This window comes from Streptomyces sp. NPDC035033 (genome assembly GCF_040636735.1).
Classification (GTDB): Bacteria; Actinomycetota; Actinomycetes; order Streptomycetales; family Streptomycetaceae; genus Streptomyces.
This window is the reverse complement of sequence record NZ_JBEZUZ010000023.1, coordinates 1-26,392: the sequence shown is the minus strand read 5'-3', so window position 1 is coordinate 26,392 and position 26,392 is coordinate 1. Positions and strand designations below refer to the sequence as shown.

Annotated in this window: 24 protein-coding genes and 1 pseudogene; 15 read left to right on the top strand and 10 right to left on the bottom strand. The window is 71.2% G+C overall.

The features are described 5' to 3' along the window. Positions 1-23: 23 nt before the first annotated feature. Positions 24-2,927, bottom strand: coding sequence for an NACHT domain-containing protein (locus AB0E83_RS12485; protein ID WP_362109455.1), 2,904 nt, complete (start codon positions 2,925-2,927; stop codon positions 24-26). Between the two features lie 300 nt (positions 2,928-3,227). Between AB0E83_RS12485 and AB0E83_RS12480 the strand changes: the two genes are divergently transcribed. Continuing rightward, the gene (locus AB0E83_RS12480) at positions 3,228-3,425 is read left to right on the top strand and encodes a hypothetical protein (protein WP_362109453.1); all 198 of its coding nucleotides are present in this window, start codon (positions 3,228-3,230) and stop codon (positions 3,423-3,425) included. Positions 3,426-3,626: 201 nt separating this feature from the next. Continuing rightward, positions 3,627-4,172, top strand: a complete 546-nt coding sequence (locus tag AB0E83_RS12475) for a dihydrofolate reductase family protein (protein WP_362109451.1) — start codon at positions 3,627-3,629, stop codon at positions 4,170-4,172. A gap of 290 nt (positions 4,173-4,462) precedes the next feature. Here the strand turns inward: AB0E83_RS12475 and AB0E83_RS12470 are convergent, their stop codons facing one another. From AB0E83_RS12470 to AB0E83_RS12450, 5 genes are all read right to left on the bottom strand, one after another. Then, the gene (locus tag AB0E83_RS12470; RefSeq protein WP_362109449.1) at positions 4,463-5,227 is read right to left on the bottom strand and encodes an SDR family oxidoreductase; all 765 of its coding nucleotides are present in this window, start codon (positions 5,225-5,227) and stop codon (positions 4,463-4,465) included. A 323-nt stretch (positions 5,228-5,550) separates the two neighbouring features. Further along, a complete protein-coding gene (locus tag AB0E83_RS12465) occupies positions 5,551-6,426 on the bottom strand; it encodes an AraC family transcriptional regulator (protein WP_362109447.1) in 876 nt (291 codons plus the stop codon). A gap of 670 nt (positions 6,427-7,096) precedes the next feature. After that, the gene (locus AB0E83_RS12460) at positions 7,097-7,588 is read right to left on the bottom strand and encodes a hypothetical protein (protein ID WP_362109445.1); all 492 of its coding nucleotides are present in this window, start codon (positions 7,586-7,588) and stop codon (positions 7,097-7,099) included. After that, positions 7,585-8,277: a hypothetical protein gene (locus tag AB0E83_RS12455; protein ID WP_362109443.1), complete on the bottom strand. Its 693-nt coding sequence runs from the start codon at positions 8,275-8,277 to the stop codon at positions 7,585-7,587. Before AB0E83_RS12455 ends, AB0E83_RS12460 begins: the two co-directional genes overlap by 4 nt. A 49-nt stretch (positions 8,278-8,326) precedes the next feature. Next, on the bottom strand, positions 8,327-8,476 hold the full coding sequence (locus tag AB0E83_RS12450) for a hypothetical protein (RefSeq protein WP_362109441.1): 150 nt from the start codon (positions 8,474-8,476) through the stop codon (positions 8,327-8,329). On the opposite strand from AB0E83_RS12450, the gene AB0E83_RS12445 reads away from it, so the two are divergent. Together AB0E83_RS12445 and AB0E83_RS12440 are read left to right on the top strand one after the other, a co-directional pair. After that, positions 8,475-8,627 carry a hypothetical protein gene (locus tag AB0E83_RS12445; protein ID WP_362109439.1) on the top strand — a complete coding sequence of 51 codons (153 nt, stop codon included), beginning with the start codon at positions 8,475-8,477 and terminating at the stop codon, positions 8,625-8,627. The two genes, AB0E83_RS12450 and AB0E83_RS12445, sit on opposite strands and share 2 nt — an antisense overlap. A 553-nt stretch (positions 8,628-9,180) precedes the next feature. After that, positions 9,181-9,480, top strand: coding sequence for a hypothetical protein (locus AB0E83_RS12440; RefSeq protein WP_362109437.1), 300 nt, complete (start codon positions 9,181-9,183; stop codon positions 9,478-9,480). 208 nt (positions 9,481-9,688) lie between these two features. Here the strand turns inward: AB0E83_RS12440 and AB0E83_RS12435 are convergent, their stop codons facing one another. Then, entirely contained in the window at positions 9,689-10,699 is a 1,011-nt protein-coding gene (locus tag AB0E83_RS12435) for a quinone oxidoreductase (protein WP_362109435.1), read from the bottom strand. A 258-nt stretch (positions 10,700-10,957) separates the two neighbouring features. Between AB0E83_RS12435 and AB0E83_RS12430 the strand changes: the two genes are divergently transcribed. The 3 genes from AB0E83_RS12430 to AB0E83_RS12420 all read left to right on the top strand — a co-directional run bounded on the left by AB0E83_RS12430 (position 10,958) and on the right by AB0E83_RS12420 (position 14,880). After that, on the top strand, positions 10,958-11,260 hold the full coding sequence (locus AB0E83_RS12430; protein ID WP_362109433.1) for a hypothetical protein: 303 nt from the start codon (positions 10,958-10,960) through the stop codon (positions 11,258-11,260). A gap of 837 nt (positions 11,261-12,097) precedes the next feature. Then, on the top strand, positions 12,098-13,351 hold the full coding sequence (gene ltrA, locus AB0E83_RS12425; protein ID WP_362109431.1) for a group II intron reverse transcriptase/maturase: 1,254 nt from the start codon (positions 12,098-12,100) through the stop codon (positions 13,349-13,351). Between the two features lie 1,094 nt (positions 13,352-14,445). Further along, positions 14,446-14,880: a hypothetical protein gene (locus AB0E83_RS12420; RefSeq protein ID WP_362109429.1), complete on the top strand. Its 435-nt coding sequence runs from the start codon at positions 14,446-14,448 to the stop codon at positions 14,878-14,880. Between the two features lie 311 nt (positions 14,881-15,191). Here AB0E83_RS12420 and AB0E83_RS12415 read toward each other — a convergent pair whose 3' ends face one another. Together AB0E83_RS12415 and AB0E83_RS12410 are read right to left on the bottom strand one after the other, a co-directional pair. Further along, positions 15,192-15,449, bottom strand: a complete 258-nt coding sequence (locus tag AB0E83_RS12415; RefSeq protein ID WP_362109427.1) for a hypothetical protein — start codon at positions 15,447-15,449, stop codon at positions 15,192-15,194. 395 nt (positions 15,450-15,844) lie between these two features. Beyond that, on the bottom strand, positions 15,845-16,102 hold the full coding sequence (locus AB0E83_RS12410) for a hypothetical protein (protein ID WP_362109425.1): 258 nt from the start codon (positions 16,100-16,102) through the stop codon (positions 15,845-15,847). Between the two features lie 1,272 nt (positions 16,103-17,374). Between AB0E83_RS12410 and AB0E83_RS12405 the strand changes: the two genes are divergently transcribed. From AB0E83_RS12405 to AB0E83_RS12395, 3 genes and pseudogenes are all read left to right on the top strand, one after another. Further along, on the top strand, positions 17,375-17,872 hold the full coding sequence (locus tag AB0E83_RS12405) for a hypothetical protein (RefSeq protein WP_362109423.1): 498 nt from the start codon (positions 17,375-17,377) through the stop codon (positions 17,870-17,872). Positions 17,873-19,163: 1,291 nt separating this feature from the next. Next, positions 19,164-19,256, top strand: a pseudogene (locus AB0E83_RS12400). A gap of 806 nt (positions 19,257-20,062) precedes the next feature. Continuing rightward, entirely contained in the window at positions 20,063-20,497 is a 435-nt protein-coding gene (locus AB0E83_RS12395) for a hypothetical protein (RefSeq protein WP_362109421.1), read from the top strand. Positions 20,498-21,028: 531 nt separating this feature from the next. Here the strand turns inward: AB0E83_RS12395 and AB0E83_RS12390 are convergent. Beyond that, the gene (locus tag AB0E83_RS12390) at positions 21,029-21,478 is read right to left on the bottom strand and encodes an Lrp/AsnC family transcriptional regulator (RefSeq protein ID WP_362109419.1); all 450 of its coding nucleotides are present in this window, start codon (positions 21,476-21,478) and stop codon (positions 21,029-21,031) included. Between the two features lie 93 nt (positions 21,479-21,571). Here AB0E83_RS12390 and AB0E83_RS12385 point away from each other — a divergent pair, with 93 nt between their 5' ends. From AB0E83_RS12385 to AB0E83_RS12365, 5 genes are all read left to right on the top strand, one after another. Then, the gene (locus AB0E83_RS12385; RefSeq protein WP_362109417.1) at positions 21,572-22,393 is read left to right on the top strand and encodes an LLM class flavin-dependent oxidoreductase; all 822 of its coding nucleotides are present in this window, start codon (positions 21,572-21,574) and stop codon (positions 22,391-22,393) included. Beyond that, on the top strand, positions 22,390-22,851 hold the full coding sequence (locus AB0E83_RS12380; protein WP_362109415.1) for a nucleoside deaminase: 462 nt from the start codon (positions 22,390-22,392) through the stop codon (positions 22,849-22,851). Before AB0E83_RS12385 ends, AB0E83_RS12380 begins: the two co-directional genes overlap by 4 nt. 942 nt (positions 22,852-23,793) lie before the next feature. Next, positions 23,794-24,393, top strand: a complete 600-nt coding sequence (locus tag AB0E83_RS12375) for a hypothetical protein (protein WP_362109413.1) — start codon at positions 23,794-23,796, stop codon at positions 24,391-24,393. Further along, complete coding sequence (locus tag AB0E83_RS12370) at positions 24,387-25,283, top strand: ATP/GTP-binding protein (RefSeq protein ID WP_362109411.1); 897 nt, start codon at positions 24,387-24,389, stop codon at positions 25,281-25,283. Before AB0E83_RS12375 ends, AB0E83_RS12370 begins: the two co-directional genes overlap by 7 nt. 227 nt (positions 25,284-25,510) lie before the next feature. Continuing rightward, a complete protein-coding gene (locus AB0E83_RS12365; protein WP_362109409.1) occupies positions 25,511-25,825 on the top strand; it encodes a hypothetical protein in 315 nt (104 codons plus the stop codon). The last annotated feature ends 567 nt before the right edge of the window (positions 25,826-26,392 follow it).

The window sequence follows — 26,392 nt, the reverse complement described above, 5'->3', positions numbered from 1 at the left end:
GCATCAGGGCTCTGACGGCCGCATCAGCGTTCTGCCGGCCCGTTCGATGGTGTTCGTGGCCTGGGCCGGAGATGGATGATTTCTGGTGGGAAGCGTTCGATGCCGGTGGCGTGTGGTGCGTGAACGTTCAGCCGGCGCAGACCGGAGCACGCCAGCAGGGGCCTGAGGTCGGGGGTCCAGCCGTCGCGGCAGGTGAGCCAGAGGTTTTCGAGGTGGGGGAACCGGTCCGGGATCAGGTCGAGGGAGAGATCGTCTGCGGGGCCGCGGAAGACATCGAGGCGGGTGACGCCCGGCAATGCGGGGGCGCTCATGAGGTCGTTCTCTCCGATGCGTAGCGCCCCCAACCGGGGGAGGGCCGCGAGTTCGGCCCATTCCTCCGCGGTGAGGGGGTGGTTGACGGCCAGGGTGCGGAGCTCTTGGAACCGGGTGAGGCCGTGCAGGGACGTCTGTACGAGCCCGCCGAGGTGCAGCTCGGTGAGGAGGTCGTGGACGGGAAGCCCGGTGATGTCCTTCCAGGGCAGAGGGGTGTACAGCGAGAGACGCGTGAGGGCGGGCAGGTCGGAGAGGGGATCGAAGCGGACCGCGGCGGGCATCCGTGCGAGGTGCGGGTGTTCCAAGGGCAGGTCCGCCAGGTCGTCGACGCGTGTGAGCTGCCTGCAACCGGCCAGGGAGAGACGGCGCAACGCGGGCAGATCGCGGACGATGCGGATGCCGGTCAGGGCCTCGTTGTCGTAGATCCGCAGTTCGGCGATCCGCTCGGGCGAGAGACGCGACCGGATCTCGCTGTCGCCGAAGGGCCCTTCGAACGTCACCTGTCGTTGTGGGGGCAGCAGGCTCAGCGCGTCGAGCTGTTCCGGCGTCTGGACAGTGACGCCGAGGAAGGACGGGTAGGCGGTACGGGGAAGGAGGACGTCCCGTGCGTAGGCGTGGGCGTCGAAACGGGCCCAGCCGTCGGCCAGCGCGAGATCGGCGTGGAGGGAGGCGGGCAGCGTGGGCACGATCTGACGCACGAGCTCGTAGGCTTGATCGCCGCCGATCTCGGCCGCGGTCCTGATGACGGCGCTCATCTCGTCGGATTCCAGCCCGTGCGCGGTGCGGGGGAGCAGGTCCAGGACTCCCGGTCCGACAGCGGCCAGGACGTCGGCCTCCTGGGGAGAACGGGGCGGCAGCCACGTGCCCGTCCGTCGCCCGACGAGGTCGCGGGTCTCGGCATCCACCTCCGTGGCGTGGTGAAGGCTCGCCGCCGCGAGCAAGTGGAGGCGGGCCCGGTTGTTCTCCTCGCGGTCGCCGCGGTGGACGAGCTCGGTCAGGAGGATGGTCGCCTCGTGGGGGCGGGCGTGGGCGACGGCCATGCGGATGACGTCTTCCCACTGGTCGTCGTGGGCGTTGTTGACGAGCAGGGGGAGGTCTCGTCCTTCGACGGCGGCCTGGGCGCCGAGGTAGTCCTGGAAGGTGCGGTGGACGAAGTCGACCGTGCCCGCGGCCGGGGACCGCAGCAGCCCGGTCCGCCCGATCAGGTGGTGCAGCACCTGCTCGGCGTCCCCTTGTTCGGCCACGGTCGGCATGGCCGGCAGGGCGTCGGCGAGCAGGGCCAGGGCGGTGTCGCGGTCCATCTCGGTCTGCCGATTGCGGATCAGCCAGTAGGCCAGTCGCTGGAGCAGCCGCGTGCTCTGCTGCTCGGTCAGCAGGATCCCTTCGGGGAGGCTGATGCCGCGCTCGTGATCCCGGCGCACCAGGAGCATGGACAGAGCCGCCGCGTACAGCTCCATCCGTCCGTGGGGCAGATGCCCCCGCCGCTCCCGGTGCAGCGCGCAGATCAACGCGCACATCAACGGCGTCGTCGACAACTGCGCCAGGTCACGTTGCGCCCGGACGGCCGTTCGCAGCGCCGTTTCCAGCTCGTCCAGGTGAGCCCGTTCCCCAGGGCCGTCGGCGTTGCGGCGGGCGGCGGCGTGCCAGCGCTCGACGAAGACGGACGTGTCCACGGCGTTCATGGGCCGTACCGTCAGTTCGGTGAACTTCTTGTGCGCCAGCCACCCCTCCGGTACGGCCGACGGACGGGTCGTCACGTAGACCCGCAGATCCGGGTAAGCGGCCAGCAGGCCGTCGAGCCACTCCCTGGCCGACTGCCGCTGCTCCAGGGGGACCTCGTCGACCCCGTCGATCAGCAGCAGCCCGCGCCGCGAGAGCACCGAGTCGACCCACCCGGCGGGTTCCAGAGCCGCGAGCGGCGCCGCCGTTCCCGTGACGAAACCCTCCGGGCCCGGAAGGCGTCCGCGCCGCACCAACGACCGCAGCGGCAGCACGAACGGAAGCCGGCCGCGCAACTCCTCCAGCTCCTCCGGCAGGGTGTTGTTCGCCGCGGCCACGGCCAGCCACTGGAGCAGCGTGCTCTTCCCGCTGCCCGCGAGCCCCTTCAACAGCGCCCGCCGCCGTCCTGCCAGGGCCTGCTCCGCCCGCCGGACCACCAGGGTCGGTTCGGTGCGCACGTCGTCGGCCCACCACGCCGCCGGTTCGTGGGCCAGTTCCAGGCTCAGATAGGCGGCGTCGAGCGGCCAGCCGCTCCGGTCCGGCCGGCTCAGGTCGAGCCCCACCACCGTGAGCCGCCCGTGCACCTCGGCCACGTACCGCCGATAGCGGTCCTCGAACGACAGCCGCCCGTGCCCCGACCCTGCGTCGAAGGCGTTCTCGGCCGGGGCGGAACACGACTGCCGGCGCAGCGCCAGCAGCGGGCCGGAGTCCACCCCCAGTGCCCTGGCCAACGCGACCACCGTCGCCTCCGAGGGCACCCGGCTGCCGTTGAGCGCTTGGCTGACCGTGGTCTTGCCCAGCCCCGACCGCAGCTGCAGGCCGGTCATACTCAGGCCCCGCCGCACCCTGAGCGTACGCAGCCGCGTCGCCAGCAGATCCAAGGAACTCTCGTCCACGCCCTCTCCTCCGTCAGGAGGAAGCCGCATGGAGCCCCCCTCGCCCATTTTGGTCCGAGCGCGCTCATGGGAACGGAAAAACCCGAACCTCGCGACGGCCCACCGCTTGGTTCGCGCCGCCGGCCCGGACCCGTGCGCGTTCTCCCCGCAGCTCGCCCATGGCGTCGCACCCCGCCTTGACCCGTCCTCCCGATCCGTGCCGCGTTCGCCGGCGTTCACCATGGTTCGGGCGAACTCCGGTGAACGCTGCTCCCGCCACCTTCGACGACGTCAGTGACCACCGTCCACCGGGAGCCTGCCGTGACCCTCGCCGTCGTCCTCCTCACCCTCGCGCTCGTCGTCGTCCTCGCCCTTCTCGTCGCCGCCGGGGCGGGAAAGCTCGCACGCCTCGACGGCGCCACCTACGGCACCGCACTGACACGCGCCGCCGTCGCCTTCGCCGCGGTCCTCACTCTTGCCGCCACGACCGCCGGCGCCCTTGCCGACCTCCTGAGGTGAACGTCCCCACGACCGGTCCGGAGACGGGCTGGACCGGTCGTGGGGACGTTCCGCCTCGAAGGGCCCCTGCCGCAGTGGCTGAGGCAGGCATGGACGACGCCATGGGCACGCACGGCGGGCAGGCCGTGGCTGCCGCCGGAGAAGACGTCGCTCGCCGACCTATGATGCGATCCCGGCCCTCCACCTGCTTGGAGAAGACGCATGACGGATGTGAGCACCGGCAAAGTGGTCGTGAACAGGGTGATGTCGCTCGACGGGTTCATCGCCGGTCCCGGCCACACGATGGACTGGATCTTCGAGCACATGACGTCGGCGACGTTCCCGGAGGTCATGGCGGCCACGGGCGCCATGCTCATCGGCCGGGGCACGTACGAGGTCGGCAAGCGCATGTCCGACGCGAACCCCGACTACGACGGCGGGGCGCGGTTCGTCCTCACCCACCTCCCGCCCGACGAACCGGACCCCGACGTCACCTTCCTCACCTGCGACATCGAGGAAGCCGTGGCCACGGCACGCCGCGCCGCCGGCGACAAGAACCTGGAGATCCTCGGCGCCGACGTGGCCGCCCAGTGCCTGCGGAGGGGCCTCGTCGACGAGATCCTGGTGTACGTGCTGCCGGTGCTGCTCGGCGACGGCGTCCGCTTCACGCCGCCGGGCCTCGACCGGATCGACCTGGAACCGTTCGACAACGTCCAGTCGGGCGGGGTCACCATGCTGCGCTTCCACGTGCGCAAGCAGGCCGAGTAGGCACGGTCGCAGCCACTGCTGAGGTTGGCTCGTCAGGACGCCTCGCCGGAGAACGAGGCCAGGACGGCTCGTTCGAGGACGATGGCGTGCCCGGCGTCGCGAACGGTCTGCCCGGCTCCGTACCGCGAAGAGCGCTTCCCGGTACGGGTCTCCTGGACGAAAGAGACAGAAGAGGGGGAGGGGCGGGGAGCGGCCCTCCCCCGGGGGCGGGCGAGCCGGCCGGTGCCGCGGACAGGACGTGCCGCGAAGGATGGGCCGCGTCATGGGGGCGCACCGGCGGGCCGTGAAGGTCAGCGGGTGGTGTAGCCGCCGTTGAGGAAGAGGGTCTGGCCGTTGGCCCACCAGCCGTCGAGCAGCAGGTGGCGGACCCACGGCACGATGTCCTCGATCTTGGTCAGGTCGCCGTTCATGGCGGAGGACTTGTGGTAGGCGACGGAGTTCTCGTCCTCGGCCGGGTAGAAGAACGAGGTGTCCATCGGTCCCGGCGCGATGTTGTTGACCGAGATGTTCCGGCCGAACAGTTCCTTCGACAGGGCCCGGGTGAAGTGCTCGACGGGGGCCTTGCTGCCGGCGTACGAGGAGTACAGGCCCGTGTAGGCGGCCAGCAGTGAGGTCACGATGGTGATGATCTTCCCGCCGTCCTCGACGCGGCGGGCCGCCTCGCGCATGACGAAGAACGCGGCCTTGGAATTGACCGCGAACATCTGGTCGTACTCCTCCTCCGTGATCTGGGTGAGGGGCTTCTTCAGCACCATGCCGGCGGTGTTGATGCTGTAGTCCAGCTTTCCGAACCGGCTGACGACCTCGTCGAAGACCCGCTCCACCTCCGCGACCTTCGTCAGGTCCCCCTGAATCGCGAATGCCTCGCCGGGGCCCTGGTTGATCCGCGCGACGACGTCCTCGGCCTTGGCCTTCGAGGAGTCGCTGTTGTAGTGCACGGCGACCAGTGCGCCCTCGGCGCCCAGGGTGGTGCTGATCAGCCCGCCGAGGTTGCGCGACGCGCCCCCCACGAAGGCGACTTTGCCGTCGAGCGTCTTGTCCGGGGTCTTGACCATGGCAGTCTCCTTGCAGAAAGGGTCGGACCGGCACGAGGTCGGCTTGAGCAGACCTCGTGCCACACCCCCATCCCACTCCCAGGGCCCCGGAACGCTCTTGAACGATCCGGCCGTCCGTGGAAGAAACCGCTCATCGATCACGCGGACCGGCCTTGTCCGCGAGGAGGCACCCGGCAGCCCGGTCTCGGCGGTCGCGTTCGGCTGCGGAAACGAACAGGAGCATGGCCAGGTGATCGTCCCCGGGGTGGCAGCCTGTGTGGCTGGCACCGCGGTGGGGCGGGCGGCTCCGCGACAGTGGGGCGGCGAGCCGCGGGGGTGGGTGTTCAGTCGGGTGGGTGGCTGTTGCGTAGTGTGCCGGGTGTGGTGCCGGTGTGGCGTCGCATGGTGCGTGTCAGGTGGCTCTGGTCGGCGAAACCGTGTTCGAGGGCGATTTCCGCGATGGGTCGGTGGGTGTGCAGCAGGGCTTGACGGGCCTGTTCCAGCCGTATCTGTGTCACGTACTGGTGTGGGGAGGTGCCTGTGGTGGTTTTGAACGCTCGTGTGAAGTGGGAGGTGCTGACACCGGCCACTGCGGCGAGGTCGTCCAGGCTGATTCTGGTGTCGAGGTGGGTGTGGATGTAGTCCACGACTTCGCCGAGCCGGCGTGGTGACAGGCTTCCCTGGCGTGCTTCGGACCGGGTGAGGTCTCCGCAGTTACGCATGACCGTGGCGGCCGCTGCCTGTACCAGTGATTCCGCGTACAGCCTGTCGGCTGTCTCCGGCCGCTCGAACTCCGCCGTGAGCCGCTCCAGCAGGACCTTCAGCAGCGGGTCTGTGAAGTGGAACCGTGGTGCCAGCTCGAACCGGCCCGCCGTCCCGGCTTCGGCGGCCAGCTTCTCCAGCCAGTCCGGATCGAAAGCGAGCAGCAGCAGCTCGACGTCGTCCTGCCAGCGCGGCCGTGAGGCCCAGCCGGCCGGGTTGACCAGGGCCTGTCCGGTGTGGAACCGCTCGCGTCGCGCTGTTCCGTCGGCCGACCAGCGCAGGTTCGCCGAACGCCCGGTGTGGACGACCAGGACGTGTCTCGACGGTCCGACCGGCAGGGGGTTGCCGTCCGAGGTGCCGGCCGCCCGTTCCACGCAACGCTCGACGACGGCGTGCGCGAGCCGGTCACCGCTGCCCGACAGGCACCGCAGGTGAGGCTTGATGTACGAACCACTCACGCTGCCATCCTGGCCCGCCTCATCACGCTGCACCAATCGGATGCCCAAACCGGCCCGTCCGAGGCCCTACGCCGCATGTCCGCGTTCCACAAACCCTCGCCCCCGCCGACGGGGCCTGTCGGCTCTTGTGGTGTTCCGTGAGTTCGACCGGCGCGCCCGGGGCGCACAGGCTTCCGTGCCGGCCACCTCCCCGGCCCTGACCGGGGCCGGCGTGCTCACCGCACGGATCCCCGGCTCTCTGGTCGCTTTTGGTGGGTGTCGAGTGGGTTGTTTCATGACGGGGTGGGGGTCTTGGAGCCGGGCGGGTGTGGCAGGCCGATGTCGGACGGGTCCGCCGTGCGTGCGGTCGTCGTGGTGACTGTCGTTTCCTGTCCGGTGTCGGGGGAGTGGCCGGAGGTGTCGGCCGTGACGCTGGAGGTCCGGCAGGTGCCCTTTTCGCCCGCGAGGCCGCCGGCCGTGGCCGGCGGCGCGCGGGTCTGCGTGCTGTCGGCATCATCGTTCGAGGGACGCCGGCCGTGTTGGTGACCTGTCCGAACGCGATCATCAGCAGCATGTCGGTCACTGCCAGGGGGCAGGATCGCGGTCTCCGGGGCGCAGGAGCCCCGGTCGCGGTCCGGGCTCCGTACGGCTCCGTACCAGCCGGGCGTGCAGGGTTCGGAGCATGGGGTGGTCACGCACAGAGGCTGGCGGCCCCGGGTGCCGGACGGTCCAGGGATCGGCTTATGGGCCGGTCACCCGCTCCGCGGGAGTGTTCGTGTGTTCGGCGGCGTCCGGGCTCAGACTGGGAACCGGTGTCGCGATGTGGCCGCGGACCGTGATGCGCACCGTTTTTGCCGTGTTCCCTCCAACCGGCACGCTCGCCCCCCCCGGAGGCTGCCACCGCGCCGCGCCAGATACGCCTGCGCCGCGCCAGATACGTCTGCGCCTGCGCCTGCGCCGCGTCGTCGCCCGCGTCGTCGCCCGCGCCCGCGTTGTGCTGCCGCCCGGTCTGGATGCCTTGCCGGGCGGCGGAGTGGGCGTCGCTCTTGGTGTGGGAGTGGAAACCGGTCTGGATGATGGTGAAGCCCGGCGCGGGGGCGACGACGGCCAGATCCGCGAACTCCACGCGGGCGGATCCGTGTTCACCGTCGGCGTGCCGTATCCGCAGAAGGCGCTGTGTCATGTTCCTCCTCTGCCGAGGACAAGGCTGGTGGCCGGCCGGCAGGGCCTGCCGAGGGCCGCGCTGCGCTGCTCGAACCCTGGCGGGAGCCATCCTCGTTCCAGGAGGCGGGGGTGTGAGGGGAACCGGGTGAGGGCGGCGAGGGCGAACATCAGCGAGGCCCAGGGGGTGGCGATGCGCATCGCCATCTGGGTTCCGCTCGTGTTGACGAAGTGGGTGTGGAAGACGTCGGGTGCGACCAGGTCGATCGAGCGCAGGCCGGACCAGTGCAGGAGGACCGACTCGGCCGGTTTGACGGGATGGATGAGGAACACCCCCATCCGGCTGACCGTCACCTCGCCCGGGTCTCCCGGAACCCACCGCGGCTGAGCGTCGCGGGCGGCCGCGGCGCGCCGGGAGGAGTTGCCGACCGCGTTACCGAGGAGGCTGCCGATCACGAACGCCGGCGATCCCATGACGAAGGTGTTGCTGTGGTGGTAGCTGCCGTCGCCCAGAGCCATCCACTTGAAAGGCCGGGCCGGGCCGGTGGCCAGCGCCCGGTCGCCGGGAGGCAGCGGGGCGACGGTCGCGACGAACGGGCGGCGGTCGAGCTGTCCCTGGACGACGTCGGCGACGATCTCGCAGGTGTGCCACAGGTACTCGTCGAAGGGGGTCCAGGGCGGCTGTTCGGCCGGGGCGGGGTGCTGGGTCACGGGCTCTCCTGATCGTGGGAAGTGCCGGTGGGGCCGGCGGCGTCTCAGCTCAGCCGCCGTTGACGATGATGCCGATCTCCTCCAGGAGCGCGGAGCGGATGACGAGGACCAGCAGACCAGCACCGGCCCACAACGCGCCAGCGGTCAGGGCGAGTTCGGTGGAGGTGTCGGCGTCGCCGCGGTTCAGGGGCCGGCTCATGGCCGGTGACGCCGACTGGAGCCTGTGCGTCCCGGTGCGCCGCGTCCCGGTGATCGGCGTCGTCCCGGTGATCGGCGTCGTTCCGGTGACCGGCGTCGTCCTGGCGGAGACCCGGGTCGTTGTCCCACGGCGGCAACCGTCGATCACTTGAGGACCGGCAAGCCGACGCCCCGTGCCGGATACGGCCCAGGACGATCAGCCCTGCGTTGTCGGTGGTCAGCGGCTTCTGTGGGTTCCACGCCCATCAGGGCAACGGGCCAGCGGTCGACCCTGTCCCCATGTCTCCGCGGCGCCGGCATACCCTTGCGCACCGGAGCCCTTTGGAGCCATGGACGGTCGTGGGCCGGGCCCGACTTCGGCAGAAGGTCTCCGACCGGCCGCCCCGTTCGATTTCCGGCCGGCTGTGGGACGGGCTGTTCGATCGCATGGGCTGTGAGCGTGACCGCGCCCTGCTGGAGTTCTACGTCTCCAGCAGGGCGCCCGTGTGGTCGAACTGCTCGGGGTGGGCGTGGATGCATCGACTGGGCCTGCCGGCGGATCCACGTGATCTCCAAGGGCAGCCGGGAGAGGGAAGCGGTGCCGGCCTTGCCGCAGGCGTTCGTCCGGCCGGCCCGCTACCTCGACCGGGCGGGCAGGCCGGCACGGGGTGGGCCGGTCTGGCGGACCCGTCGCGGGAGCGATCACCCCCCTTCTCCTGCTGGGTGATGCGCCGGATCGTGCAGCGGGCGGACGGGTTGCTGGTCACGAACTGGACCCTGTACGACCTTCGGCACACGGCGGCGTCCCGGACGGCCGACGGCGAGCAGCTCGCCCCGGTCGAGGTCCAGGCGATCATGCGGCACGCCGACATCCAGACCGCCCGCCGCTGCATGGCCGCGCGGGGCGTTGTCACTTCCCTTGATCACTCCGGTGAACTCGGTGTCGGATCGCTCCTTGCCGTCCTTCTCGGCGGAGTGATCAGGTGCTTCGCCTGCGTGGCGATCGGTGGCTCCGTCTTGTGGTGAACCGACTCTTCTGGCCCAGGGATCGTGGGCGGGTGAGCCAGGTCTCGGCCGAGGGATCTTGAAGGGGTGGGGCCCGGATACGCGAGGAACCCGCCAGAACGTGTTCTCGGCCTGCTGAGTGTTTGACGCTGTCGGGGATCTCGGCGATGACGGTCGGTCATGCCTTCGGCATCTCGGTCTTCGAGATCCCCGGCCTCGTCACCCGCGATCAGCTCCGCGTCTCCTCGCGCCGTCCCGTAGCGGCCGCATCGGGTATGAGGAGCAGCTTGCCGGTGGTACGCCGGGCCTCCAGATCGCTGTGGGCCCGGGCGGCCTCGGACAAGGCGTAGCGGCCCGTCACGGTGACCTCGAGCGCTTTGGAGCGCACCCATTCGAACACGTCGGCGGCCCGTCGGAGCAGTTCGGACCGATCGGCGATGAAGTCGTCGAGGCTGGGCCGGATCAGGGTCAGCGAGCCGCCGTGGGCGAGCCGCATCGGATCGAACGGCGGCACGGCGCCGCTGGCCGCGCCGAAGAGCACGAGACGGCCGCGGGGGCGCAGGCTGGCGAGGCTCGCGTCGAAGGTCTGCGCGCCGACGCCGTCGAAGACGACCGGCAGTCCCTGACCGCCGTTGAGCCGCCTCACCTCGGCCGCGAGGTCGCCGGCCGCGGAGGAGACGATCACCTCGGCGGCCCCGGCGTGCTTGGCCGCCTCGGCCTTGGCCGTGGTCGACGTCGTGCCGATCACCCTGCCGCCGAGATGGGTGATGAGCTGGGTCAGAAGCAGCCCCATGCCGCCGGCGGCCGCGTGCACGAGCACCGTATCGCCCGCCTGGACCGGGTAGGCGTCTGTGACGAGATAGTGCGCGGTCATGCCCTGGAGGAGCACGGCGGCGGCCGTCTCGAAGCCGATGTCGTCGGGCAGCGGCACCAGCCGGGAGGCGTCCACGACGGCCCGCTCGGCATACGTGCCGGGAATCTCCACCCAGCCGACCCGGTCCCCGACCGCGACGCCGTCGACGCCGGGCCCGACCTCGACGACCGTGCCGGCGCCCTCGGCGCCCGGGGTGAAGGGCAGCGGGAGGCTGTAGCGGCCTTCGCGGTGGTAGACGTCGAGGAAGTTGACCCCGGACGCGGCGACCTCCACGACCGCCTCGTTCGGCCCCGGCCGCGGCTGGTCCACCTCGGCCTCCCGCAGCACCTCGGGACCGCCCACTTCGTACACCTGTATCGCTCGCATGACCCCTCCGATGATCGGCTCGTCCTCCGCCAACCCCGTTGACGGCGATCCGATTCCCGGCGAGCAGACCAGCCCGCCGCCCTCGCCGAGAGCAAAGACGCCCGCTGTGCGCCCGGGCCCGGGGCGGAAGACCGAGGCCGTCAAGGGTCGACGGACGCACCACCCGCCGCTTCCGCACCGCCGTACGGCCGCCCGCCGTCAACGGGCCGCGGACGGCCGCCCTGTTCGTCCCCTCCGGACCCGGCAGCCTTCCGCACGATGGTGGACACCCGGATCGCGGACCTCCGGCTCGTCCCGGACCGGCCCGGCCGTCTTCCGCTCGCCCGGGTCATGGACTCCCACCGGACCGGGCCGCACGGGCACTTTGCAGGAGGCACGGCGGCGGTGCACGCGGCCCGTGACGACCGCCGGGCCGGCGCGGTGGCGAACCTGGAGGGCCATCCCGACCCGCACCCGGCGCCGGCCGGCCCCGACCTGATGACGCTTCCTGAAATCGGCCTCCTCTTGCTCGGGGTGACCCCAGACCTGCTCGATGGATCTCCCCACCCACAGGCCCACTGACCTGCGGACGGACGTCACACGGCAGGGGCCGCCCGACAGGCAGCCAGGTCCAGGGACGGGACGGACTGTCCAGGGTGGCCGGAGACCAGCGCGTAGCGCCGCCGAAGGCGCCCTTGACCGGCCGGCGCGGCCCGCACACTCCACAAGCGGGCGGCCCTGGCTCTCCACCTGCGAGGCGCTCGTTTTTGCTCCCCACTCGGTTGAGGATCGGAGCAAGTGGGGCGACGAGCAGCCCTGGCCGATTCCAGAGATCCTGTGTGCCACGAATGCGAAAGGAACCGTATGTAGGAACTGTTCTGGAAGCAATGCTGTGCGAGACATGAAGGTATGGCCCTTCGGAGCCGCCCTGCGGGGGGAGGCTTCAAACCACCACATGCTGCGAAAGCGGTGACGCGATCGTGGTGAGCGATGTGGAGAAGGCGCCCGTGAGGCGTCAGGTGGGGATCAGGAAGACGAACGCAAGTGAACCACTGCTGAAGTGTCGTTACTGAAATCTAAGTGACATCAAAACCGGGAGTACAGGATTGCGCCCGGGATAAGGCTGGCGGGAGTCCGCTTATTGGCCAGGCGGTGTCCGGCACGGAGGTGGCGTGAGCCTGGTCTGCTGGTCTCGCATGGAACGTGGGAAGGCACGCTTCGACACTGCCGCCCCGGAAGGGGCTGCGAGAGGGAGCGCCCTGAGCGGCTGAACCGTGAGGGGTTGAGTACCGGCGCGGAGCGTGCTGGCGGACCGGCTCGTAGTAGTGCTGAAGCCCTTGTAATGGGGGTGGAGCGAAGGGGCTGGGTCATCCGTGGCTGTGTGTGTCTGGTCAACCGGACGTTCTCCGGGAGGAGCCGATGGACAAGCTGAAGTCACCGAACAAGCCGTTCGAGATCTCCAAGTGGGAAGTACTGGAGGTGTATCGGGAGGTCAAGAGGAATCAAGGGGCACCAGGGGTGGACGGGCAGTCCATCGAAGACTTCGAGGCCGACTTGAAGGGAAACCTGTACAAGATCTGGAATCGGATGTCTTCGGGTACTTACTTTCCTCCTCCGGTGCGTGCGGTGGAAATTCCGAAGCAGCACGGCGGCGGCATGAGAATGCTCGGCATTCCAACTGTCGCCGATCGTGTGGCGCAAACCGTGGTGGCCAGACATCTGGGGATCCGAGTGGAGCCTGTGTTTCACGATGATTCCTATGGATATCGGCCGGGACGGTCCGCGTTGGATGCGGTGGAGCGATGCCGGCAGCGGTGTTGGGGAAAGGACTGGGTGATCGACCTCGACATCCAGAAGTTCTTCGACAGCGTCCGCTGGGACCTCATCGTCAAGGCCGTGGAAGCTCACACCGACACCGTTTGGGTGAAGTTGTATGTTGATCGGTGGCTCCGCGCGCCGCTTCAACTGCCCAACGGCACCTTGCAGAAGCGGGACCGTGGGACCCCACAGGGGTCGGCGGTCTCGCCCGTGCTGGCGAACCTGTTCATGCACTACGCGTTCGACACCTGGCTCGCCCGGAACTACCCGGGCATCCAGTTCGAGCGGTATGCGGATGACGCGGTCGTGCACTGCGTCAGCGAGCGCCAGGCCCGCGAGGTCCTGGCCGCACTTGCGAACAGGATGGATGACGTCGGGCTGCGGCTGCATCCCGACAAGACCCGGATCGTGTACTGCAAGGACGGCAATCGGCGTGGCCCTTACGAGCACACGTCGTTCACCTTCCTGGGGTTCACGTTCCGAGCCCGCGGGGCGCGGAACAGGAACGGTACGAACTTCACCGGATTTCTGCCCGCGATCAGCAAGGAAGCCCAGAAGAAGATCAGCACGGAGGTCCGCTCATGGCGGCTCCACCGGCAGATCCACCTCACCTTCTTCGACCTCGCGCGTCGCATCAATCCGATGGTGCGGGGCTGGATGCAGTACTACGGAGCGTTCTATCGGTCCGCGCTGCATCCTCTCCTCCAGCGCATCAACGCCTACCTGATGCGCTGGGTCCGCAAGAAGTATCGACGGCTCCGGTCGTTCAAGAGAGCTCACGCGTGCTGGAAGCGCGTCACGCGTCAGTACCCGAGGCTCTTCGCCCAGTGGGCATGGACACCGGGGTTCACGTGATCAGGAGGACAAGAGCCGTGTAACGGGCGACTGTTACGCACGGTTCTGTGGGAGCCCGAGGGTGCGATTCCCTCGGGCGACCCGACCATCAGACCAGCCGCTGCTGCTGTCCCTCACCGACGGATTCGACGGCGCCACCCGAACCGCGTCGTCCCGGGCAGGCCTTTTCGGCCACCGCGCACTGCTCCCCGACGCAAACCACCGGGCGTTCACCGAATACGGCTCGCCCCTCGCCTCCGGACTTCCGGTCTCGTGACAGCGACGGCGCGGACCGCGCGCATCGGTACCGGCGACCCCGCGGTGACACTCGCTGAGGTACGGCGCCGGGTGAGGACCTTCCTTGCCCGTCATCTGTCGTCACGGGACCACGAGACGGCGCCGAGCCGCCCGCTCCCACCACAGGTGCGTCGGCCGCCTGCCGTCGAACGATCCTTCGACGACAGGCGGCCGACGCGTCCAGCGCCCTCCTCGCAATCCAGGGGGTCCGTGGCGCCGCGGACCCCATCAGATCCGACGGTGATCACTGACAGGGTCGGACGACAGACAGGGCCCGATCCTGCGCGCGGAAGGGCCCCGCGGTGGCGAACCTGCTCTGCAAGCAGGTCTCGACCGGCCGGCAGTCCACCGGCCGGCAGAACCTCGCCCCAGAAAGCCGCGACCGAGGACCCGGTCGTCTTCGAGGAGGACCCGGGAACCTCCAGCCCCCTCTACCCCCTCCAGCCCCCTCCAGCCCCTCCAGTGCCCGAAGCTCCGCGAGCTGCTGTTCGGTTTGCGGAGCCTGGTCCTCGATGCCCGTTCGCGTGTCCACGCCCGGCGCCCTGTGCCCGCCCCCGTGCCGTTTTGCCGGACGGAGCGCGCATGCCGGGCTGTCAGCCCTGGGGCGGACCGATGATCTGCGGAGTGCGCATTGCCGGTGGAGAGGGAGGAGGGCAGGGGCGTCCGGATCGATCCGGGTTGCGGCCGGTGGCCTTTCTTTCCGCCCACGGCGGTGTCGTCTTTGGACCGGGCTGCGGCTCCTGAACTCCGGCAAAGGACGGCGGGAGCACGCCGCGGAGGGTTCTCCCGCCGGCGCAGGATCGAGGCGTCTCCCCGTGATGCCCAGACGTCCCCGGGCTCAAGAGCCCCTTGTCCGCCTCCTCGGCGTCGGCGCCCCCGTCTGGCGGTCCCGCCCCGGGTACGCGACCGCCCGCCGCCTTCCTTCCCGACACCCAGGAACCGCCGCGCTGGCCTGGTCCGGGGAGTTCGACGCCCACAGCGCCGTCTGCCCGGGCGAAGCCCTCGACGCGGTGCGCACCCCGTGGACCGAGCGGGTGCTGCTCGACCCGACCGGGGTCGAGTTCGCCGACGCGGCGTTCGCCCACCACCGCCCACCACCGCCCACCACTGCCCATCGCCCGCCACCATCGCCCACCATCGCCCGCCGCGCCTGCTCCTGGCCGGTCCCCTCGCTCGGCCCGTACGCCGGGTCTTCGGCCTCACCGGCACCCGGCAGCTCTTCTCTGTCCTTCCCCGGCGGCCCGGATGACTGACCTGCCCGCAGCGCAGCACGGTGCCTGCGGGCGAGGCCGGAGGCCGGGGCCGGGGCGACACTCTTGTCCGGTCGCGGACCGCAGGGCCCTTCGGCAGGGCGGGGTGATCGCCCCGAGCGGGTGTGCGGCGGCCTTGGCGCCGTGCCCGGCCCCCGGGCACGCCTGGAGGCCGGGCACGGCGCGTGTTGCCAGTCTCCCCGGGGCGGCGGGGGACGGGGGCGGTGGGGGAACCGGCCGGGCGAGGCCGCCGTGGTACCGCCGTCCGGAGGTGGCGAGAGGGGTGGGCGGGACCCCGGGCGAGGTGCCGCCGGTCAGCGGCTGAGCGGGAGAGCGCCGGCGGCGTGGTCGATGACGTTGCCGTTGCCGCAGTTGTCCGTGTGGCTGCCGGTCTGGTCGCTCAGGGCGGGGACGACGGCGAGTTCCTGGAGGCAGACGTCGGCCGCGGTGAAGTTCCAGTCGTTCGCCGCGTCGGCGCCGCTGCCGAAGTGGCCGTCGTTGTCGGCGAAGGCCGGCGTGGCGGCGGCGAGTGCCGCGGCGGCCAGCAGGCCACAGGTGATGATCTTTCTCATGACCGGTGAACGCGGCCGCGGCCCGCCGGTCACGGGGAGGCGCCCGGTCGGGAGAACGGCGGGGTCAGGAACCCGCCCCGGACGGACGAAGGGGCACCGCTCGTCCGAGGGCGTACGGACCGATCCCGGCCGACCACGCCGCCACCCCCGGCAGATGGCCGCGGTTCTGCACACCCATCGGCCCGCTGGACCGCTTTGCCGCCCGCCGGCATGCACGCCGATCCGGGACCGCCAGGACCGCGGAACGACCGTGCCGGAACGGCCGGTGCCACGGCTGCCCGGTTACCGCCGGCAGGTCGTGTCATGCCTGTCCGCCACCGAAAGACCGCGGTGGGCGGGGGACGAGGCACCGGCGCGGCGGGGGCTGTCGCAACGGCCCCCGCCTCACCGCCGGTTCAGCGGAAGTCGTCCAGCTCGTACGGGGACACCCACCAGCCGTTTCGGCAGATGCGGCCCTCGGGGTCGTGGTCGCCTTCGGCGTACTCGCCGCTGCCGGTCTTCTCGCCGTTCGGGCCCGTGTAGTAGCTGGTGTAGTAGTAGCGGCAGCCTGCCGCCGCCTTCGCCGCGGGAGCGGCCTGCGCCGTGGGTACGACGGCGAGCGCTGCCGCGGCCGTACAGGCGGCGACGGCGACGAGACGCGTGAACGTCCTCATACGGGGGATCTCCTTGCGCTACGAAGCGGCTCCTTCGCTCGCCCTCGCGCCGGCAGGGCTGCCACCGGCCGGTGCGCCACGCCCGGTCCTGCGTGCGAACCCTCACCCGCCCGGGGTGGACGAACCGATTCGCCGTTCCGCCATGCAGCCCAGCAGCGTTCCGCATCCCGCCGCCGCCGGCGGAGACAGGAACGGCCGCACGCCGCACGCCGTCGGACCCGGCACGGGGGAGGAGGCCACGACCCCGCCTGGCGAGTGCGGCGCCCCCGCGGTGCCCGGTCCCGCCGAGGAAGTTCATACTGCCCAGGCAGCAGCCCCCGGCCCGAGCACTCCTCGAAGACCCGGCCACGCCGCCACCCCCGGCAGATGGCCGCAGTTCACACCCCCTCCGACGAGAGACGCCGCGTGTGCCGGACGCCCGGACAGGTGATGACGGACCCCCGGACCTCGCCACTGCGCAACAGCCGGTCTCAGCGCACACCGTCCCGACAAGGACCGCGATGCGGTCGGCCCCTGCCCCGACGCGCCGGAGAAGGCGCTCGTCCTCCGCGTGGACGAGAAGCCGCAGATCCAGCCCCCGGACCGCTTCCAGCCCGTCCTGCCGAGGGCGCCCGGTGTTCCCGAACACCGCAGCCACGACCACGTCCGAACCGGCACGGCCCCTCTGTCCGCCGCGCTCGAAGCCGCCACCGGTCGACGCGGTACAAGAAGTTCCTGGCCGAGCCGGACAAAAAAGCCCCGGCCGATCTGCAGGTTCATCTGATCCTGCACAACTGCACAACTGCACGACGCACAAGACGCCCGACATCAAAAGGCGACTGCCGGCCCATGCGGTGTCGTCCGCGCTTCACACCGACCAGCGCGCCCTGGCCGGACCGGGCCCGGGCCCGGGTGCGAGAAGCCGTTGCAGCACCGGGATGTTCGCCCGGCGGCCGAACGAGGGGCCCGGACGGGTGGCCTTCCCCCGCCACGACCCCCGCCCCGAAGCCGGAGATCCTCGTCCTGGACGAGCCGTCCTCCCACGACGAGCGGTCCTCCCACCCGGTCCCGGCCCCGGCCCCGGTCTGGCGCGGTGAGCTCGTCGGCATCCCGCGCTCCTTGGACGTCACCGCCGGCTATGGTCCGACCGGCTGGATGTGCCGGTGGTTCGTGCCGGGGTGTTCCGCGCGGCGGTGGGGCGGAGGCTATGAAGGGAATCGAACGGAATCGGATGGAAGTTCGCCATCCGGTCGTTCCCGAGCATCCCCGAACATCAACCTCAGGAGTCGCACGATGCGCCCCATCAGAGCGGCCGGCCTCGGCACGGCCACGCTGGTCACCCTCCTCGCCTTCACCCCCGTCACGGCCGGCGCGACGGACACCGGCTCCGTCCAGACCGGGGGGAAAACCCGCACCCTCACCTTTCTGGCCGAGGCGCAGCAGCTGACCCGCTTCCCCGTCACCCCCGGCACCGTCTCGCAGGGCGACCGGGTCGTCGTTCGCTCGGTCCTCCTCGACGAGGCGCACAACAAGGTCGGCGAGACCCACGGCTCGTGCACCACCACCCGGGGCGGCGCCGACGAGGCGGAGCAGTGCCTGGTGACCTACGTCCTCCCGGACGGCCAGCTCACCACGCAGGGGGTGTACTTCGACTACATCGACCAGGGTCCCTTCGACGCCGCGATCACCGGCGGCACCGGGAAGTACGAGAAGGCGCGCGGCTCGGTCCACTCCGAGACGATCGACACGGACCCGAAGGTCGTAAGGCGCCTGACGATCCACCTCGCCTGACGGACCCCGACGTCCACCTGGCCCCGGAACCCGGCCCTGCCCCTCCCATCGCCTCATGGGAGACGGCCGTACGAAAGGAACCGCGGGCCAGGAGGACGCCCGGGACGACTCACCCTCCAGCAGCCGTTACCGCCCCGCCCTCGGAGACCGGCCCCACCCGACAACTCCTCCAACACTTCCGCCCCACCCCCCCGTACCAGGGGCAGGGCGGCGTACCACGAGCCCGGCACCCCGCCGACGCCCGAGCACCCCACCCGCCGGCCGGCCGACCGGAGGCAGCTCCTACGGCCCGGCCAAGGACGGCGCCACCTCCGGCGACAGCACCCGCCCGGGTCTCACGGACCGCCCGCGCCCGCGCACCGAGGCCGACGGCCTGCACCCCGCCGGCCAGGACGTCCTGCCCGGCGGCTTCCTCGACGCGGCCACCGGCGGCCTCCTGGCCGCCCACGAGACTCTCGACGGCCCCGGCCGCCCCCGCCTGCGGCAACACCTCCTCGAACACACCCGCCGCCCCAAGTCAGGTTCTGGCTCAACTTCCGTGAACCCGCACCGATCCCTGGTGTCCGAGGCCGGCAACCCCGGTGAGCCGGCAGGTCGGCAGCTCGCCCAGAGATCGGCGCGAGTCCCGGTCGGCGTGGTTGCACGGAAGTTGTGCCAGAGCCCCAAGTCACGAACCCACCACCACAGAACCCAACCGACGACCCGAAAACGGGGCACAACGCAAACCGGCCTCCCGCCACGAGGGACAATACGCACGCAGGACGACGACCACCCCGACGCGCTGCCGCCCGCGGCGAGCTCACGAAGACGCGCCCGACGGCCTTCAGGGCGAAGGCGCCCGCGCACGGCTCGCACCCCCCGGCCTCTGGGCTGGGCAGCGTGACCTTTATCCGCGGCATCTTCGGTGACCGGGACGACGATGCGTTCGATGCCTTCCCCGAGCAGCCCAGGCGTCCGCGGTCCGGTGGTGACGAACCCGCGGGCCGGTACCCGCGCCGCCGGCCTGGACGGCCCGGAGACAGCTGAAGACGCTGATCGCCGCGTGCGGGGTCATCGGGGCGAACAGCGTGGTGCCGGGCACGCCGGTTCTCAACATACGCGCCACCCCGCGGATCGCGGCGGTCTCGACAACCGATGCCGGACCCGGCCCTGCGAACAGAGCCCGGCACCGACAGGGAAGAACTCTCCGCTCTCTGCCTCACGTAGGACCCGACCCTGTCCGGAGTTTGGGTGTCAGCGGTCGGTCAGATGGCTTCCGGCACACTGATCGTGTGGTCCTCAGGGGCCACGGGGAGAGGTGCCCGGAGCGGCTGATCGGGGACCTGGACATCAGTCCATGTCGGATCCTCAGGGGTCCACGCAGGTTCGAATCCTGCCCTCTCCGCTTCCTCGTCACCGCCGGGCCGTGTGCCGTGGACGAACTGCTCGCCCGGCGGTCCCCGAAGACGGCGCCCGCCAGCCGCCGCAGCCGCACCACCATCCCCTTCCCGCCCTGGCCCGCCGCCCTGGCCCGGACCGGGGCCGTCGCCCGGCCGCTGCGGTCTTCCCGGACAATGCCGCTGCCAGGGTCCAGACCGCCCCCGCCTCCCTCAGCAGGCCGCGCCCGCAGCCGGTGACATCGCCCCCGCCCCCGCTCGCCCCCGCTCGCCGTCTCCCCGGCCGGGCGTCTCGCCCGGGTCGGGGCCGTGTTCCGTGCCGCCGGCACCCACACCGGTTCCAGCGTCTGCACCGCGATGGTCTGCCGGGCCGTCGAGAACAACGCCGCGCTGAAGGCCCTGGCCGGCCAGGACCTGTACTTCGCGTGCTGCCGACCTCGCTCGACGCCTACGCGGCCGACGTCCCGCACACCAGCCAGGACAACGTCCGGCAAGACCATCGAGGCCTCGACCGTGCTCCGCGTCACCCTGCACCTGCTCGCCCCCGGCCACGACCCCGCCCGGCTCGCCACCCCGGGGCGACTTCGACCCGCACCCCCCCCGGGGCCACCGGGCACCCCGGTTTCAGCCACGGCCCGCACCCTCGCCCGGGTGACCGGCTCACCCGCACCGAGCCACGCACGCTGCTCACCGGCATGCTGACGCGATTCCCGAGCCTGTGTCGTCCGGCGGCGGCGGACTCCGACACCCTGCGCACCCGCCGGCATCGGGCCGGCCGCAACCCGGCCGGACTTCCCGTCGCCTGGCGAGCGAAATGGGCCACGACGCCTACGCCCATGCCTCCGATTCCGACGGCACACCGGCCGGCACGGCAAAGGCCGGCCCCGGCGCGGTGCGCGCCTCGCCGGCCGCGCACGGTCTCACCGCGCCCCCACCCCTCACCCCTCACCCCGGGCCACCAACAGCACGCGGTCCGCACCGCACCGCCCCTCGGCCCATCCTCGCGCCGCCCGGCCCGCCCGGCGACACCTCCGGCGAGGCAGCCCGCGCCCACCGGTTCACGCGCACCGACCGCATCAAGCCGATCGCCGCCCCCTCCCGCACAGCCGCCGAGCACGCCGCGGTGACCACGCCGTGGTCGTCACCACCGTCCGGCGGACCCAGCCGCCGAAACGACCACGTGCCTTCGCACGAAGAGTCCGCTTCAGCCCAGAAGGACGAGAAGGAGGACGAGAAAGAGGACGAGTAGCGCGTCGACGGGCCCCCACCGTTTAGGCCCTCAAGAACTTGCACGGATCACGCCCTCCTGGACTGCTCCCGCGATCCCGCAGGGGCAGTCCAACCACCTTGCACCATCGAGATCCGGCCCCGAGAGCCGCGCCCGGCCCACGGCCCTTCATGGATCCCGGCCCAAGCCCCCTGCCTACGCCCCGGAGAACGCGGAAATCCACAAAAGACCGCTGGGAAGGCCGCCGAGAAGACCGCCGCCGTCCTGCCGCGCAGCCCCTACGGCGCCAGCGACCTCAGCCTGATCGCCACACCCTGGGCCATCACCGGCCGCACACCCGAACTCGCCTCGTCCCCCGCCCGTGACCCCACCGAAACCCCGACCACCGCTGACCCATCACCGATGCCGGAGCCTCCCGGACAGCCCCACGCGCGACCGAAGCCCCCCTCCGGCACCCGTCCCCGAAGCCCCCCTCCGGCACCCGCCCCCGAAGCCCCCTCCGGCTCCCGCGCCCCCTCCAATTCCCACGCCCCCGGCTCCCGCGCCCCTCCATCAGCTCGGGGCGACAGGACCGCGGTAAGGGAGAGGCTGGCTATAGACGACGCTCGTGGTGGTGCTGCCGAAGCCGGCGAGTTCGTCCATGAGGCACTCCAGGTGCTCCATGGAGGTCGCGGCCACCTTCAGCGTGTAGCAGTCGTCGCCGGTGGTGCGCAGGCACTCCAGAATCTCGCGGCGTTCGCCGAGGAGACGGCGCAGCGGTCCGTGACGGTTGCCCGGGTACTTCAGCCGGACGACGGCCAGGACGGGATACCCGACCTTGGCCAGGTCGATCTCGGCGCGATAGCCGGTGATGACACCCAGAGCCTCCAGACCGCGGACGCGTTCGGTGGTCGCCGACGGACTGAGGTTCACACGCCGCCCCAACTCACTGAGGGAGACGCGGGCCTCCCGCTGCAGCTCTTCGATGATCGCCCAGTCGACGTCGTCAAGATTCCCGGCCATACGCCGAAACTACCAGCAAATCCACGGAGAAACAGCACCTACACCGGGAGCTTTCAGTTCCATCACGCATGATCACCGGGATAGCCTCACCCCATGCAACTCGGCCTCAACCTACCGAACTTCGGCCCCGGAACCGACCCCCGCGTCCTGCGCGAAGGGGCACGACGCGCAGAGGACCTCGGCCTCGACCTCCTCATGGTGTCCGACCACATCGTCGTCACCCCCGACGTGGCCGAACGCTACCCGGAGCCGTTCTACGAACCCTTCACCACACTGTCCTGGCTGGCCGGCATCACCACCACCATGCGCCTGGGCACGACCGTGCTCGTCCTGCCGTACCGCCACCCCCTGCTGGTGGCCCGGATGGCCGCCAACCTCCACCGACTGAGCGGCGGCCGCCTCGTCCTCGGTACGGGCACCGGCTGGGCCCGGCAGGAATTCGAAGCACTCGGCGTACCGTTCACCGCCCGCGGCCGCCTGACGAACGAGTCTCTCGCGCTCCTCCGGCACAACCGGGACGCAGGACACCACGACGGCGACATACCGCTCTGGATCGGCGGCAACAGCGAGGCAGCCCTGCGACGCGCCGTCGAATTCGGCGACGCCTGGCACCCGCTGCGCCTCTCCCTCCCCCACCTGCGCGCAGCCCTGCAACGCCACCCCGACCTACCCGGCTTCGCGCCCCGCATCGCCCTGCGCCTCACCGACACACCCGCCACGCCCGAGGACCCCGACCGGCCCCCGGGGACCGGCACCGCCGAACAGATCCTCGACGACCTCGACCAACTCCGCCTGATGGGCGCCACCACCGTCGTCCTCGACCCCTACCACGGAGACCCGAAGGAGACCCACCGACCCGAAACGGCCTGGCGGGCACTCACCACCATCGCCACCGAATGGAGAGCCCGATCATGATCACCTCGGCCGACAAGGACCTCCTGCGACACGCCATCGCCATCGCCGCCCACGCGGTCACCCTGGGCGACGCACCATACGGCTCCCTTCTGGCCGGACCGGACGGCACCGTCCTCGCAAAAGCCCACAACACAGTCCGGCGGGACGACGACATCACCGCCCACCCCGAACTGAAACTCGCCCGCTGGGCAGCCCGCGAACTCACCCCGGAGACAGCCGCCCGTACCACCCTCTACACCAGCTGCCAGCCGTGCGGCATGTGCGACGGCGCCATCGTCCGCTCCGGCCTCGGCCGGGTCGTCTACGCCCTGTCCACGGAACAACTCATCGCGCTCAACCCCCCCTCGGGCACCTGGCCCACAGTGCCGCACGACGGCCCGGCCCTCCACGACGAAGCACACACCGCCGTAGCGGCCTACTACCACCCCACCCGATCAACCAACCCCCCAGCCCGATAACCGAAGACGAAAGACACAAAAACAGCAACAACCCCACCACTACAAGGACGAACAACAAAAGAAGCCCGAACCACCCGACCCAACCCACGCCCCACCCCGAGCAGCAGCCCACCGCCCACGAGACCACCGCCACGAAAGCACAACACGACCCCGACCCCCGCCCCACACCCACCCGAACCCGACCCCACCACAGACGACCCCACCAACACCCTCACCCCCCCACACACACATGCCCCTCAGACGACACCACCCCCATCACCCCCAACAAACCCACCCACCCACCCTCAAGCCCACCGACCCGAACCGTTCGACACCCCAACCCCCCCCACCACCCCCTGACCCCGTACGGCACCGACGAGACACGCCCGCCCGACCATGACTGCGGCCGGCAGCGGCCTCCGCCACCAAGAACGCCGACGGGCCCGACGACCACTGCTCCCCGCACCCGCAAGGACGGCCCCCCACCCCCGCCGCGACTGCACACCAGGTCACACCCGCAACCCAAGCCCCATCACGCAAAAACCGACGCGACCCAGGACACGCCCCGAGAACACACACGACGCGACCTCGACCGGCCCAGCCGCACAGGCCTGATACGGCGTGCCCGGGTGAGACCGGGCGCCCAGACGCCGTTCTGGGACGCAGCACCGCCAGGTCCGGCCCCGGCGGACGCGCCCTGTACGACCCCCTCCCCGACGCCCCGGCCCGCTGGGCACGGGCGGGCGACACCCCCTGACCCCTTGGCGGACAAGGGAAGCGGGGAACTCGCACAACTGGGCAAGAACGATCCTGCTCCCCGCTTACCACCAGACCCACCGCCGCTCACCACCGGCCTCACCAAGCCGCCGCCCGCACCGCTGCGACCTGCAAGGGCCATCACTTGGGTCATGACCTGGGCCACTACCCGGATCGCTGCTCCGGCCGTCCCCGGCCGGGCCCCCGATGGTGACGATCCGACAGCCCCGCGCCCGCGCCGCCGCCGTTCTCGGCGGCGGCCTGGCGCTCGTCCTCGCCCTCACCGGCTGCACCGCCGACACCGACGCGAAGGCCCGGACGCTGCCCACCCCGGCGCCGCCCGTCACGGTGACGCCGGCCCCGGCGACGACCTCCGCCGACCCACAGGCCGCCGAAAAAGCCGCCGCCCTCAAGGTGTTCGCCTCGATGTGGGCGGAGCGAGCGAAGACGTACGCGAAGGCCGACCTGAAGGGCACCGCCCTGGAGAAGTACGCCACCACGAACGCCCTCGGCCAGATCCGCCTCGACCTCGCCCGCATGAAGAAGGCCGGCACCGTCGTGCGCAGCGCCCCGCGCCAGACCGCCGCCACCGTGACCACGCTCGACCTCGCCGCCGAGATCCCGACCGCGACGCTCACCAGCTGCGTCGACATGACCACCTACGAGGCGTACAGCACCACGCGTAAGGAAGTCATCCCGCTGCCCTCCGCCCAGCCGCGCCGGTACGTCGCCACCGCCACGGTGGAGAAGTGGGACGCCGGATGGATCGTCACCACCTACACCCCGGAAGGGGCCCGCACGTGCTGACCCGGCACCGCGCAGCCGCCACGGCCGGGGGCGTGGTCCTGGCCGCTGTCCTCGTCCCGGCCGCGCACGCGGACGGCCCCGCCGGCGGCCTCTGCGACACCTCCGGGCTCGTGGTGACGGTCTGCGCCGAGGACTCCTCCTCGACCGCCGGCGTCACCCCGGCCGGGACCGGGAGCGGCGGCGGGGCGGGGGCGAAGGGCGGTTCGTCTTCGTCGGAGCCGACGTGCACGTACGAGAAGCTGAACCCGCAGCCCTCCCGCGGGGAGAACATGTACTGGCGCGGCCACGAGCGCGAGAAGGGCGCGCTCTATGGCGTCATCTGTCCCGACAGCGACACCACCCGGATCGTCTTCATCCCGAATACCGCCGATGTCCTCGCGCCCGACGAGCCGGTCATCGACCCCGAGGCCCTCGCCCGCCGGGCGGTCGACGCCATGCGCCTGGACGGCCCCGTCGTCGCCTCGCCGCGCGCGGCGGGCACGTACGTGATCGGGATGCCGATGTGGATGCGGGCCACCCCGAGCCCGAGCACGTTCGGGCCGGTCTCCGCGTCCGCGACCGCCGGCGCCGTCACCGTCACCGCGACCGCCCGGGTCACCTCGGTGCGCTGGGACATGGGCGACGACACCACCATCACCTGCCACAGCCCCGGCACCCCCTACACCCCCGACCAGGGCAAGCGCATGTCCCCGGACTGCGGACACCGCTACGAACGCGTCTCCGACGTCGGCCCCGACCAGCGCTACAAAGGCTCCGCCACCTCGACCTGGACCGTCGAGTGGGAGGCACCGGCCCTCGGGGACTCCGGCACCCTCACCGAGACCCGCACCACGCCGTTCACCGTCCGCGTGGTCGAGGTCCAGGTCCTCAACGTCCCCGACGCGCCCTGACCAGCCATGGTGAGTACGGACGGACCCGTACTCACCACGCCCCCTCACCGCTTACCACCGGCCTTACCAAGCCCCGCCACACCGTCCTGACCTGCAAGGGTCAGTATTTGGGTCACTGCCCGGGCGTGTCCCCAGGGCCACGCCGGACCTTCGTCCGGCGGGCCGGCGGGGGTCCGGGTGGGCCGTCGGCCTGTGACCGACCGGGGCGTGGCCGAGTTGGGGTGGGCATGAGTCTCGACTTCCTCGGCCGTCCGACCGCCCAGCCGCCCGCCAACACGGTCACGGCCGTCTGCCGCTTGTGCTCGTACATGGGCCCGACGCACTGGATCGCCACGCCCCTGCCCGACGTCCTCGCCGCCGTCAGCGCCCACGTCCGCGAGGAACACCCGCACGCCGGGCCGCAGGAGTCGCGTCCGAAGCTGTTCGAGGGATTCGTCAACGGGCTCACCGAGGAGACCCGGATCCGGGTGAACGCCCAGCGGGCACTGAACCCGTACGGCACCGGCGAGACGTGCCCGCCCGACTGCGACTGCGGCCGGTAGCGGCTCCCGCCACCCAGGACGCGACCCCGGGCCGGCCCGCTCGACCCGCACGCCGAGCCGTTGGGCATAGGCGGGCGACACTCCTGACCCTGTGGCGGACGGAAGCAGGCGCACGGGCACGCCCCGCAGGTTGCGCCACCAGTTGCCTCACCGGTTGCGCCACTGGTTGCGTCATTGGTTGCGCCACCGGTTGCGTCACCGGTTGCCCACCTCTCCGGCCGCACCCCGCGTCCGCGCTGGTCACCGGCCGTGGGTCACTCGATCCCGGCGCCGACACCTCTCCTGGAGACCAGGAGAGGCATCCTTCCCCCTCCCGCCGGGGCAGGGGCGGGGCGAGCCGGCGGACGGAGGTGTCAGAAATTTCTGACACCCCGCCAGTGCGGTGGAGACTGGGCCGGGTGAGCACCGCACCCCGCCGCCCCCTGGGCCCCGGCCCCGACGTCCCCGACCAGCTCCCGCCCGACCGCTGGGCCCGCACGGCCGCCGGCCTCGCCGCCGCGGGGGAGTGGACCGCCGCTCCCGACCGTCCCGCAGCCGCGCCGCGCATCGGCCGCCGCCCGCTCGGGG

Bases quoted from the DNA above. Each gene is read 5' to 3' on its own strand.
- AB0E83_RS12475 (WP_362109451.1), top strand. From the start codon at position 3,627: ATGACGGATGTGAGCACCGGCAAAGTGGTCGTGAACAGGGTGATGTCG.
- AB0E83_RS12470 (WP_362109449.1), bottom strand. From the start codon at position 5,227: ATGGTCAAGACCCCGGACAAGACGCTCGACGGCAAAGTCGCCTTCGTG.
- AB0E83_RS12460 (WP_362109445.1), bottom strand. From the start codon at position 7,588: ATGACACAGCGCCTTCTGCGGATACGGCACGCCGACGGTGAACACGGA.
- AB0E83_RS12445 (WP_362109439.1), top strand. From the start codon at position 8,475: ATGGCCGGTGACGCCGACTGGAGCCTGTGCGTCCCGGTGCGCCGCGTC.
- AB0E83_RS12450 (WP_362109441.1), bottom strand. From the start codon at position 8,476: ATGAGCCGGCCCCTGAACCGCGGCGACGCCGACACCTCCACCGAACTC.
- AB0E83_RS12440 (WP_362109437.1), top strand. From the start codon at position 9,181: ATGCGCCGGATCGTGCAGCGGGCGGACGGGTTGCTGGTCACGAACTGG.
- AB0E83_RS12435 (WP_362109435.1), bottom strand. From the start codon at position 10,699: ATGCGAGCGATACAGGTGTACGAAGTGGGCGGTCCCGAGGTGCTGCGG.
- AB0E83_RS12430 (WP_362109433.1), top strand. From the start codon at position 10,958: ATGGTGGACACCCGGATCGCGGACCTCCGGCTCGTCCCGGACCGGCCC.
- ltrA (WP_362109431.1), top strand. From the start codon at position 12,098: ATGGACAAGCTGAAGTCACCGAACAAGCCGTTCGAGATCTCCAAGTGG.
- AB0E83_RS12420 (WP_362109429.1), top strand. From the start codon at position 14,446: ATGCCCAGACGTCCCCGGGCTCAAGAGCCCCTTGTCCGCCTCCTCGGC.
- AB0E83_RS12415 (WP_362109427.1), bottom strand. From the start codon at position 15,449: ATGAGAAAGATCATCACCTGTGGCCTGCTGGCCGCCGCGGCACTCGCC.
- AB0E83_RS12410 (WP_362109425.1), bottom strand. From the start codon at position 16,102: ATGAGGACGTTCACGCGTCTCGTCGCCGTCGCCGCCTGTACGGCCGCG.
- AB0E83_RS12405 (WP_362109423.1), top strand. From the start codon at position 17,375: ATGCGCCCCATCAGAGCGGCCGGCCTCGGCACGGCCACGCTGGTCACC.
- AB0E83_RS12395 (WP_362109421.1), top strand. From the start codon at position 20,063: ATGGGCCACGACGCCTACGCCCATGCCTCCGATTCCGACGGCACACCG.
- AB0E83_RS12390 (WP_362109419.1), bottom strand. From the start codon at position 21,478: ATGGCCGGGAATCTTGACGACGTCGACTGGGCGATCATCGAAGAGCTG.
- AB0E83_RS12385 (WP_362109417.1), top strand. From the start codon at position 21,572: ATGCAACTCGGCCTCAACCTACCGAACTTCGGCCCCGGAACCGACCCC.
- AB0E83_RS12380 (WP_362109415.1), top strand. From the start codon at position 22,390: ATGATCACCTCGGCCGACAAGGACCTCCTGCGACACGCCATCGCCATC.
- AB0E83_RS12375 (WP_362109413.1), top strand. From the start codon at position 23,794: ATGGTGACGATCCGACAGCCCCGCGCCCGCGCCGCCGCCGTTCTCGGC.
- AB0E83_RS12365 (WP_362109409.1), top strand. From the start codon at position 25,511: ATGAGTCTCGACTTCCTCGGCCGTCCGACCGCCCAGCCGCCCGCCAAC.